Source organism: Nocardia sp. NPDC051756 (assembly GCF_040681495.1).
Classification (GTDB): domain Bacteria; phylum Actinomycetota; class Actinomycetes; order Mycobacteriales; family Mycobacteriaceae; genus Nocardia.
This window is the reverse complement of record NZ_JBFAYV010000016.1, coordinates 79,374-90,346: the sequence shown is the minus strand read 5'-3', so window position 1 is coordinate 90,346 and position 10,973 is coordinate 79,374. Positions and strand designations below refer to the sequence as shown.

Genomic DNA, 10,973 nt, shown 5'->3' with positions numbered 1-10,973 from the left:
GTGCGGATTCCGCTGTCGCCGGGGCCAAGGTCGCCGCTTTGCCACAGCAGCGGCTTCGTGGCGGCTGGCAGCCGCGTCACCGGTGAGCCTGCCCGCGAAACCTCCCCCGAGCAGACATCGCCAACATCCGCACTCCCTCTCGGGATCCGCACCGAAACTAGAGCCCTAGAGTCAGTGCAAATCCCGAGTGAGGGTGCGGATTCCGCTGTCGCCGGGGCCAAGGTCGCCGCTTTGCCACAGCAGCGGCTTCGTGGCGGCTGGCAGCCGCGTCACCGGTGAGCCTGCCCGCGAACCCTCCCCGGAGCAGACATCCCCAACATCCGCACTCCCTCTCGGGATCCGCGCCGAAAATAGAGCCCTAGAGTCGGTGCGGATCCCGAGTGAGGGTGCGGATTCTGCTGTCCGCGGGGCGAAGTGCAAGCCGCGCACCCGCTGTGTGACCTGCGCACCCGTTACATAGGGTGTGCGGCCTATGCAGAGGGTATGCAGTTTCGGCGGGCACCTGGCGGTTGGGATACTCGCTGGCAGTGCTCGGTGTGACGCGCGATCGGAGGCCGACCAGGACCACGGCGACGGCGATCACGCGGCAGACGAGCGGAAGCCGACGAGAACACCGCCTGCGACGGCAGCTGCGGTCACCACGATCGCGAAGGTGGTTGCGCCGCCGGTCAAACCTATTGCGTCGCTGAGGAAACCGGCGGTCAACGGCAGTATGGCGGCGGGGAGGTAGCCGCCGACGTTCTGTGCGGCGTTGGCTTCGGCGAGGCGGTCGGCGGGGACGGTGGCGCTGATCGCGGTGAGGCCGCCGAATTGCCCCAGGCCCTGGCCGATTCCGGCGAGGACGGCAGCCGTTGCGAACAGGGTGAGAGAGGAGAGCTGTAGGGACAGCACCAGGGTCGACATGCTCGCCGTCGTCGCGACCGCGCCGCCGAGCAGGATCGTGCGCACTCGCAGGCGTCGCGCGGCGAACTGAATGCCGGTGGCGCCCAGGAACATCACGAACGCCAGCCCACCCGCGATCACCCGGTTGGTGGCGCCGAGCAGGTGCGCGAGCAGCGACGGTCCCAGCGACAGCACGAACGAGGTCGAGGTGATCCCGGGCGCGAACACCGCGATACCTAGGAGCACCGCCGTCCGCCCGCCCGGCGCCACGGCGGGAATCCGAATCCAGGGACCCCGCCCACCCGCACCGCGGGGCAGATCCAACCGGGCAACCACCGCGAAAGCCGAAACGAGCAGCACGATTTCGACCACGAAGATGGTCACCGTCGGACCGGGCACGGTCTCCGACAGCACACCGGACAACAGCGGCCCGAACCCCGCGCCCAACACCATCGCCGACGAAGCAGCCAGCGCCGCAAGCCGTTTGCGCTCCGACCCGCCGACATCGGTCACCGCCGCCATCCCCGCGGACACCGCGGCACCCACCGCAATGCCGGTGAGCAACCGCGCAACCGCAAGCACCGCAACCGAACTCGCGGTGGCGAACAGCGCACACGCCACCACCGCCAGCCCGATCGCGGGCAACAGCACCGGCTTGCGCCCGACCCGATCCGACACCACACCCGCCACCAGCAGCGCGCCGAGCAGCCCGACGATGTAGCTGGCGAAGATCGCCGTCAGCGTGCCGGCGGAGAACCCGAGTTCGCGCTGCCACACCACATACAGCGGCGTCGCCGCGTTCGACAGCACGAACACCGCCATGACCGGCCACGCCGCCAGCCACACGAGCCCGTTCCGGTCCACCGACTCCCGGTGCGCAGTGAGCGTCGCCATCCCAACCTCCACTAGTTCGACTTTTATCGTACTGATACGAACGGAGTCGAACTTAGCATCTAGTACGATAAAACACGTACAGGGCACCCACAGCCTCAGGAGTCCCGCGATGCCATCGGCCACCGAAGTCCCCGACACCCGGCTCCCCGAGCCGGACCGTGCCGACCTCCGCCTCGATCACGTGCTCGCCGCGCTCAGCGATCCGTTGCGGCTCACCATGATTCGGAAGCTGCTCATCGAATCCCCCGACACCGACCGCTCCTGCGGCTGGTTCGACATCGACCGCCCGAAATCGACGCTCACCCACCACTTCCGGGTGCTGCGCGAGGCCGGCGTCACCCGCCAGCAGCGCTACGGCCTCGAGCGCCGCAGCAAGGTCCGCATCGATGACCTCGACGCTCGCTTCCCCGGCCTGCTCGACCTGGTCCGCGCCTGGAAACCGGGGCACTGATTCGGCGCAGGTCTGCTAAATTCCCGGTCATGGCCTTCTTGAACCGCCTGATGTCCAACGCGACCTTGATCAGCAAGCTGATGGACAACGCGCCGAAATGGCAGGCACAACTGCTGGCCAAGAAGAACGACCTGCGCGGCGGTTCCTTCCGCGACGCCAGCATGGGCATCTGCGCCTTGGTCGCGGCCGCCGACGGCAGCATCGATCCGGCCGAGCGGATGAAGGTCGCCAACCTCATCGCCGCCGATCAGGTGTTGCAGAACTTCCCGATCGACGACCTGCGCGCCCGCTTCGAGGACAACTGCAACCGCCTGACCAGCGACCCCGCCTTCGGCCGCGCCCACGTGCTGCAGCAGATCGGCAAGGCCGCGGGCAAGCCGACCGAGGCCGACGCGGTGATCCGGATCGGCATCATGATCGGCAACGCGGACGGCAACTTCGATCAGACGGAGATCGCCGCGGTTCGCGAGGCCTGCCAGACCCTGCGCCTGAACCCGCAGGACTACGGACTCTGAGCCGCGCCGTCGAGCGCTAGTATTCGCCTATGCGTTCGATTGATGTGGCCGAGCGACGGGCCCGCCTGGCGGTACGGCATCGGCTCGCGCCCGCGAACCGGTCCGATCAGGTGGCCGAGATCGTCCGGTCGATGGTGGTCCTGCACGCGACCGATCCGGCGACGGTGTTCCTATCCGTCGGGTCCCGCAGCAACACCCTCGCCCCGGCCGACGTCGAGCAGGCGCTGTACACCGACCGGTCGTTGCTGCGTATGCTCGCGATGCGGCGCACCATGTTCATCGCGCCGCTCGACCTGGTCCCGGCCTTGCAGGCGTCGTGCGCGGATGCGTTGGCGCACAAGCAGCGTCGCGCTTACCGCAAGTTCATCGAGCAATCCGGCGCGGTCGAGGGCGACGTGGCGAGCTGGCTGGACGACGTCGAAGCCGAAACGCACGACGCACTGCTCACCAGGGGCGCGGCCACCGGCGCACAGCTGAGCAAGGACGTGCCGCGGCTGCGCACGCAGGTGGATCCCGCTCCGGGGAAGTCGTATTCGCGCCCGACCAACATCACCACCTGGGTGCTGGTGACCCTCGGCTGCGAGGGCCGAATCGTGCGCGGCCGCCCGAACGGCAGCTGGGCCAGCAGTCAGTACACCTGGGAACCCATCGAATCCTGGTTGCCCCAAGGGGTTCCGTCGATGTCGGCCGAACAGGCGCGCGCCGAACTGCTCCGGCAGTGGCTGCATGCCTTCGGTCCGGCCCCGATCACCGACCTCAAATGGTGGACCGGCTGGGGACTCGGCGAAGTACGCAAGGCGCTCACCGATCTCGACGTGGTCGAGGTCGACTTGGACGGCGGCACCGGCCTTCTGCTCGCCGACGACGTGGAACCCGTTGCGGCACCGGAGCCTTGGGCCGCGCTGCTGCCCTGCCTCGACCCGACCCCGATGGGCTGGCAGTCCCGCGACTGGTACCTCGGCCCGCACGCACCCGCCCTGTTCGACACCAATGGCAATATCGGACCGACGATTTGGTGGAACGGGCGCATCGTCGGCGGGTGGGCGCAGCGCAGCGACGGCGAAATCGTCTATCGCCTACTGGAAGACGTGGGCGCCGATGCCGTCGCGCTGATCGAGGCGGAGGCCGCGCGGACCGCCGAATGGTTCGGTGACGTGCGCGCTATCCCCCGCTTCCGCACTCCGCTGCAACGCGAGTTGACCGCCTGATCACGTGCAGGTCGCACCCGGCGGCGGTGGCGGCGCGGTGTCGACGCCGGCCGCCACGTTGATGACGTAGTCACGAGCCGCACCCTCCAACGGTTCCAGCCCCTCGGCCACCCGCTCGACGATGCAGATGCCCTGCTGCCAGGTCGGTCCGACGTCGTGCAGGCCGGGTTGAATGCTCCCGTCCGGACCCCGCTCGGTCACCACCGTGTACATCGAGTACGGCTTGCCCGCCGCCGCCAAGGCGTTCTTCAGATCGACCGAATGCTGGTACGGCACATCGAAATCGAAGAGTCCGTGGATCAGGAAGCTTCGCTCGACGTTCAGCTTCGGCGCGATGGCGACCAGCGAGCGGTCGGCGTAGGCCTGCGGACATTGCTGCGGTGTGCAGCCGCCGGCGTCGTGCTCGATCTGCGCCCGCTGCGCCGGAAAGAACGCGCTGCTCAGGTTCCAGTAGTCGACGATATTCGTCGGAGCGAAGGCATCGACCCAGTAGTCGAACAACCCGGCGGGCCCGTAAGCCAATGCCAAGCCAGCCGTCAGACCACCTTGGCTCCAACCCCACAGCACGGTTTTGCCGACCGACGAATGCTCCGCCTTGTACTGCTGCGTGAGCGCGACCGTGTCCTGCCAACCGGCCCACGGATTGAACTCGCCGGGCTTCCACACACTGTTCTCGGCCCGCTGATCGAGCGTCAGCAGCGCAGCTCCGGTGCGGCGAGCCATCCCCGTCATGACGTCGGGATAGGAAGCAGCCGTCTCGCTGTACCCATGCACCGCGACGATAAGACCGCGCGGCGCCAGGTCACCAGGACTACACCGATACGGCTCATAAACCCGCCCGGTCGCCTGCTCCCCATCGACAGTCGTCGCCACCGTCCGCACGGCCACGTCCCCAGCACACTCCGGCTCAGCCGACACCGACGGCGCAACCAGCCACGACGCGACCAACATGGTCACGCTCGACAACAACCACGCAACCGCGCGCCGGCCACCAATCATCGCCGCATCGTACCCACCCATGGCAAATGCCCGGCTAACATCTGGAGTCCGCAGCATCCGATCCGAGTCAGCCACGTCACGCCGCCCAGGAATCCGCCCGAGTTCAGCACATCCAGCTCCAGTTGGACGAGTGATCATCGGGAACTGGTGCAGGCAACGGCCGAGGGCCGACCGACACCACTTCCCTCTCGATTCAGCCAACTCGAGCGACGGCGCACAGTACGGGCACGCGCACTCCAGGCAATGGATTACCGGGCGGTGAGACAGGCGCAGGATCGCGAGCAGCCCTTCGAACGGCGCAACGACCTGCTACATCGCATGGGGCAGCGCTGTGCACACCCGCATCACGCGGCGCAGGTCGCGCCCGGCGGTGGGGCGGGCGCGGTGTCCACCCCCGCCAGCACATCCGTGACGTATTCGCGAGCCGCCCCGTCCAACGGCTCGAGATCCGTGAGTACCCGCTCCACCACACAGGCACCTTGGAACCAGACCGGACCGATCCAGTGCGTACCCGGCAACACAGCCCCGTCCGGACCGCGCCCGGTCACCACCGTGTACATCGAGTACGGCTCCCCCGCAGCCGCGAGCGCGTTCTTCAGATCGAGCGAATGCTGGTACGGGACAATCGGATCCGCGGTCCCGTGCACCAGGAACACCCGTTGCGCATGCATCTTCGCGGCGAGCGCCACCGTGGATCGATCCGCGTACGCCTGCGGGCAGACCGCGGGCGTGCAATCACCGGCGTCGCGCTCGATCTGCGAGACCTGCGGCAGTCCCAGCGTGTTGCCCACGTTCCAGTAGTCGACGGTGTTCGACGGACCCGCGGTATCGACCCAGTAGTCGAACAACCCCGCCGGCCCGTACGCCAACGCCAGCCCGCTGGTCATGCCGCCTTGGCTCCACCCCCACAGCACGGTCTTGCCGATCGACGGATGCTCGCTCTTGTACCACTGCGCGGTGGCGACCACGTCGTGCCAACCGGCCCAGGGATTCCACTCCCCCGTCTTCCACTCGCTGTCCCCGCCACGCTGATCGAGCGTCAGCAACGTCGCGCCACTCCGCTGCGCGATCGCGGACATCACGTCCGGATAGTCGGACGACTTCTCGTTGAACCCGTGCACCGCGAGGATCAGCCGAGTCGGCGGCAGGTCACCGGAAGTGCATTGATACGGCTCATAAGCCCACCCGTTCGACTGCTCACCGTCGACCGCGACCGCAATCGGCCGGATCGTCACGCCGCCGACGCAGTCCGGCTCGGCCGAAGCCGACGGCGCGCCGACCCACGACACCGCAAGAATTGTCACGATCGACAGCACCGAGGCAAGCAGGCGACACCCGCTGTTCATTACGGCATCGTGGCACGGGCTTACGCGAATGTATTGCGTAACAACGGTAATGCGATCAAGACGAGACAACACACTCGTTGATCGGCACCGGACATCGTTCCGCTACATGTCCAAGCCCAGGTCCAGCACTCGCACCGAGTGGGTCAACGCGCCGACGGCGAAGTAGTCGACCCCGGTGCCCGCATATTCCGCGGCCACGTCGAGGGCGAGTCCGCCGGAGGATTCCAGCTTCGTCTGCGGCGCCACCGCGTTGCGGCGTTGCACGGCGGCCTGGGTCTGCCACAGCGGGAAGTTGTCGAGCAGCACGAGTTCCACGTTTTCCGCGAGCACGGCGTCGAGTTGTTCGAGACTGTCCACCTCGACCTCGCAGGCGATGTCCGGCGCCAGCGCGCGAACGGCACGCAACGCCTCGACCACCGACCCCGCGGCGACGACATGGTTGTCCTTGATCAGCGCGGCATCGCCGAGACCCATCCGGTGGTTCACCCCGCCGCCGACCCGGACCGCGTACTTCTGCAACGCGCGCAGACCGGGCAGCGTCTTACGGCTGTCCCGGATCTTGCAGTTCGTGCCCGCAACCTCGTCGACCCAGGCGGCGGTGGCGGTGGCGATGCCGGAGAGATGGCAGACCAGGTTGAGCATGGTGCGTTCGGCGGTGAGCAGGCCGCGGGTCGGGGCGACCACGGTAAGCACGGATCGCCCAGGGGTGACCCGGGTTCCGTCCGCGACGCGGCCGGTGACCTCGTAGTTCCCCGCGCCGATCACCTCGTCCAGCACCAGCAGTCCGACGTCGAGCCCGGCCACCGTCCCCGGCTGCCGCGGCACCACGGACGCCTTCACCACCGCGTCGGCGGGCACCGTCGCCGCGGTCGTGATGTCCGGGCCATAGCGCAGGTCCTCGTCGAGCGCGGTCCGGATGAGGGCGACTATCTCGTCCTTGTCCAACTCACTGTCCAGAGCCATCAACCACTCCTCTATCTACTCGTACGTGCGACCGGGGTCGAGTGGCACACCGTGGCGGGGTGTTTCACCGCCACCGTGTGCCACTCGCCGACACCGGTCGGGCTATTGGTCGAGCCGTGGGCGACCGTCTTCGTCCAGCACTACCGGCATGCTGTGGCGGAGATGGTCGTCGGGCTCGGGGTGATCGGAACGCGTGTGGCAGCCCCGACTTTCGGTGCGGGCGGAGGCGGCGAGCAGCAAGGTGCGCGCGGTGAGGGTGAGTGCCGCGTCCTCGAGTGCCGTGATGCGCGTGGCGGTCTCCCCGCGTTCACCGGTAGTCCCGGAAGCGCCCGCGAACGCGCCGCCGAGTGTGCGGCCCGCTTCGCCTGGCTCGCCCGAGTCCGATGCACGCCCGGCCTCGCGTTGCGTCACAGCATCTTTCATGCGCTTGATCGCCTCGTCCAAACCGGCGCGGTCCCGCACGACCGAGGCGTGGTCGGTCATCAGTTGTTGCAGCACATCACGATCCGCGCGTTCGGTGACCCTGGTGGGCACCTCGGTGACTCGGACTCGCTCGCCGAGCCGTTCAGCCGCCGCCGCGCCGACACGTTCGCCGACGACGAGACCTTCGAGCAAGCTGTTGGACGCCAATCGATTAGCGCCGTGCAGACCGGTGCGGGCAACCTCGCCCGCGGCATAGAGCCCGGGCACCGCCGTGCGACCGTGCGGATCGGTCACCACGCCACCGCATTGATAGTGCGCCGCCGGAGCGACCGGAATCAGGTCGGTCCCCGGATCGATGCCCGCGGCACGGCAGGAGGCGGTGATCGTCGGAAACCGTTGCGGGAAACCGTCGATCGCCCGCGCGTCGAGGTAGACGTGGTCCGTGCCGAGCGCTCGCATCCGCGCCGCGATGGCCCGCGACACCACATCCCGCGGCGCCAGATCACCGCGCGGATGAACCTCTGCGGTCACCGAATCACCTTCGGAGTCCACCAGAATGCCGCCTTCGCCCCGCACCGCCTCGCTGATCAGCGGACGACGACCGAGCCCACCCGGCGTGTACAGCACGGTCGGATGGAACTGGAGGAACTCCAGATCGGCCACCGCGGCCCCGGCCCACAGCGCCAGCGCGACACCGTCGGCGGTCGCACCGGGTGGGTTGGTACTGAGCGCGTAGAGCTGCCCGAGACCACCGGTCGCCAACAACACCGCCGGCGCGTGCACGACGCCGAATCCCTTGTCCGACACCGCGAGAACACCCTGCACACCGGCAGGCCCGGTGAGTATCTCGCAGGCCGCGGCGCCGAACAGCACCGGCAACCCGGCCGCGTTCAACGCCCGCTGCACCTCCGCGCCGGTGGCGTCGCCGCCCGCGTGGATGATCCGCCGAGTGCTGTGCCCGCCCTCACGGGTCCGCGAAATCTGCCCGTCCCGGCCGAGATCGAAGACCGCGCCGAGGTCGGTCAACGCCGCGACCGCGGCCTGCCCGCCCTCGACGATGGATCGCACGGCGTCCACATCGCACAGCCCGGCACCGGCCTCGACCGTGTCGTGCACGTGCGATTCGACCGAATCACCTTCCGGCGCAACGACAGCGATCCCGCCCTGGGCGTACTGGGTAGACGTGTCGGTGGCGCCGCCCTTGCTGAGCGTCAACACCCGCAACCCGCGCAGCGACGCGGTGCGCGCCGCGGTGAGTCCCGCGACGCCACCCCCGATCACCACCAGATCGGCCTCGGTCTCCCAGTCGATCGACACTGGAGTCATTCGCCCGTGCCTCTCTGTGCGTTCCGCAACCGCTGTCCGACCACCGCCGCGAGGGCAGGGGTCGGCGTCATTCACCACCGCCCGGCGTACCGATCTCGATCATCCGTTGCACCGAATTACGGCCGCGCGCAGCGGTTTCCAGGTCGACGTGCACCTCGTCGCGCCCCTCGACCAGGCAGCGCAGCAGCGCCGCGGGGGTGATCATCTTCATGTATTTGCACGAGGCCCGGTCGTTCACCGCCTGGAAGTCGACGCCGGGGGCGGCCTTTCGCAGCTGGTGCAGCATGCCGATCTCGGTGGCGACCAGCACCTGGGTCGCCTGACCGCGCTGCTCGCGCACCTGCTTGGCCGCGTCGATCATGCCGCCGGTGGACAGGATGTGCACCCGCTCGGCCGGGAACGCGCCCTCGCCCGCCAGATACAACGCCGAAGTGGCGCAACCGCATTCGGGGTGCACGAACAGATCCGCGTCCGGGTGGGTGCGCGCCTGCTCGGTCAGCTCGTCGCCGTTGATGCCCGCGTGCACGTGGCATTCGCCGGCCCAGATGTGCATGTTCTCCCGGCCGGTGACCCGCTTGACGTGCGCGCCGAGGAACTGGTCCGGCAGGAACAGCACCTCGCGGTCCGGGTCGATCGAGGCGACCACGTCGACCGCGTTGGACGAGGTGCAGCAGATGTCGGTGAGCGCCTTCACCTCCGCGGTGGTGTTCACATAGGACACCACCACCGCGTTCGGGAATTCGGCCTTCCAGGAACGCAAGTCGTCCGCGGTGATGGAATCCGCGAGCGAGCAGCCGGCCCGCTGATCGGGAATCAGCACGGTCTTGGCGGGGCTGAGGATCTTCGCGGTCTCGGCCATGAAGTGCACGCCGCAGAACACGATCGTGTCCTCCGGCGCCTCGGCCGCGATCCGGGACAGCGCCAGCGAGTCGCCGACGTGATCGGCCACGTCCTGGATCTCCGGCAACTGATAATTGTGCGCGAGAATCGTCGCGTTTCGTTCGCGGGCCAGCCGCTTGATCTCCTGTGCCCACTCGGGGGTTGCTTCGACACCGGTGAACCCCGACGGCCCGTCGAACACCTGCCCCATCAGCGGAGGCGCTAGTTTCGCACCCATCGTCGCCATGATGGCTCCCTTCGTCGTGCGAGTGGCTACTCCGCCGATTCGCACCAAACCAGGTTTTCGACTTATAATCGAAAACGTGGCCCATAGTAGCACCATCCACGAATCGCTCACCGCGGTGTTCCAGGTTCGCCGGTTCCCCGCGAACATCGCCGCAGGTCCGAGCCCTGCCGATGCCGGAAACGAGGTAATCGGTCGGTGCCCACCCGGGCAACGGACCGAATTGGCGGTGCTGCTGTGGGAGCGCGCGCTGGACCCACAGAAGGGCACCTGGTCGCTTCCTGGCGGCCGGCTGCGCGACGACGAGGACCTCGACACCTCGGCCCGCCGCCAGCTCGCGGAGAAGGTCGATGTGCGCGAACTGGCCCATCTGGAGCAGCTGTCGGTCTTCAGCGCCCCCGATCGCGTCCCGGCCCCGCGCCGCATCGCCTCGGCCTATCTCGGCCTGGTCCCGCTGACAGCAGACCCGCAGCTACCCGACGACACGGCCTGGCATCCGCTCTCCGCGCTGCCGCTCATGTCCTTCGACCACGGCACCGTCGTCGATCACGCCCGCACCCGCCTGGCCGCCAAACTCTCCTACACGAACATCGCGTTCGCGCTCGCGCCCGCCGACTTCACCATGTCCACGCTGCGCGAAATCTACTGCGCCGCACTCGGTTACGACGTCGACACGACTAACCTGCAACGAGTCCTGTCCCGCCGCAAGGTAATCACCCCCACCGGCAACACCCGAGCCCCCGGCCGCGCGGGCGGCCGGCCCGCCGCCGTCTACCGCTACACCGACTCCGGCATCCGCGTCACCGACGAATTCGCCGCCCTGCGCCCACCGACCTGAACCAC

Annotated in this window: 10 protein-coding genes; 4 read left to right on the top strand and 6 right to left on the bottom strand. The window is 68.2% G+C overall.

The features are described 5' to 3' along the window. Positions 1-579: 579 nt before the first annotated feature. Complete coding sequence (locus tag AB0M22_RS42520) at positions 580-1,776, bottom strand: MFS transporter (RefSeq protein ID WP_364739010.1); 1,197 nt, start codon at positions 1,774-1,776, stop codon at positions 580-582. A gap of 109 nt (positions 1,777-1,885) precedes the next feature. On the opposite strand from AB0M22_RS42520, the gene AB0M22_RS42515 reads away from it, so the two are divergent. Genes AB0M22_RS42515 through AB0M22_RS42505 form a run of 3 tightly spaced genes read left to right on the top strand, consistent with a single transcriptional unit; the run spans position 1,886 to position 3,950 of the window. Then, positions 1,886-2,227, top strand: a complete 342-nt coding sequence (locus AB0M22_RS42515) for a helix-turn-helix domain-containing protein (RefSeq protein WP_364739008.1) — start codon at positions 1,886-1,888, stop codon at positions 2,225-2,227. Between the two features lie 29 nt (positions 2,228-2,256). After that, positions 2,257-2,742, top strand: coding sequence for a tellurite resistance TerB family protein (locus AB0M22_RS42510; RefSeq protein ID WP_364739006.1), 486 nt, complete (start codon positions 2,257-2,259; stop codon positions 2,740-2,742). A 29-nt stretch (positions 2,743-2,771) separates the two neighbouring features. Beyond that, the gene (locus AB0M22_RS42505; RefSeq protein WP_364739004.1) at positions 2,772-3,950 is read left to right on the top strand and encodes a winged helix DNA-binding domain-containing protein; all 1,179 of its coding nucleotides are present in this window, start codon (positions 2,772-2,774) and stop codon (positions 3,948-3,950) included. Here the strand turns inward: AB0M22_RS42505 and AB0M22_RS42500 are convergent, their stop codons facing one another. The 5 genes from AB0M22_RS42500 to nadA form a co-directional block, all read right to left on the bottom strand. Continuing rightward, positions 3,951-4,949, bottom strand: coding sequence for a prolyl oligopeptidase family serine peptidase (locus AB0M22_RS42500; RefSeq protein ID WP_364739002.1), 999 nt, complete (start codon positions 4,947-4,949; stop codon positions 3,951-3,953). Positions 4,950-5,293: 344 nt separating this feature from the next. After that, the gene (locus AB0M22_RS42495) at positions 5,294-6,295 is read right to left on the bottom strand and encodes an alpha/beta fold hydrolase (protein ID WP_364739000.1); all 1,002 of its coding nucleotides are present in this window, start codon (positions 6,293-6,295) and stop codon (positions 5,294-5,296) included. 102 nt (positions 6,296-6,397) lie between these two features. Beyond that, positions 6,398-7,258, bottom strand: a complete 861-nt coding sequence (gene nadC / locus AB0M22_RS42490; RefSeq protein WP_364738998.1) for a carboxylating nicotinate-nucleotide diphosphorylase — start codon at positions 7,256-7,258, stop codon at positions 6,398-6,400. A gap of 102 nt (positions 7,259-7,360) precedes the next feature. Next, on the bottom strand, positions 7,361-9,007 hold the full coding sequence (locus AB0M22_RS42485) for an L-aspartate oxidase (RefSeq protein ID WP_364738996.1): 1,647 nt from the start codon (positions 9,005-9,007) through the stop codon (positions 7,361-7,363). A 67-nt stretch (positions 9,008-9,074) separates the two neighbouring features. Then, complete coding sequence (gene nadA, locus AB0M22_RS42480) at positions 9,075-10,133, bottom strand: quinolinate synthase NadA (RefSeq protein WP_364738994.1); 1,059 nt, start codon at positions 10,131-10,133, stop codon at positions 9,075-9,077. Between the two features lie 76 nt (positions 10,134-10,209). Between nadA and AB0M22_RS42475 the strand changes: the two genes are divergently transcribed. Further along, entirely contained in the window at positions 10,210-10,968 is a 759-nt protein-coding gene (locus AB0M22_RS42475) for an NUDIX domain-containing protein (RefSeq protein ID WP_364738992.1), read from the top strand. Positions 10,969-10,973: the final 5 nt, after the last annotated feature.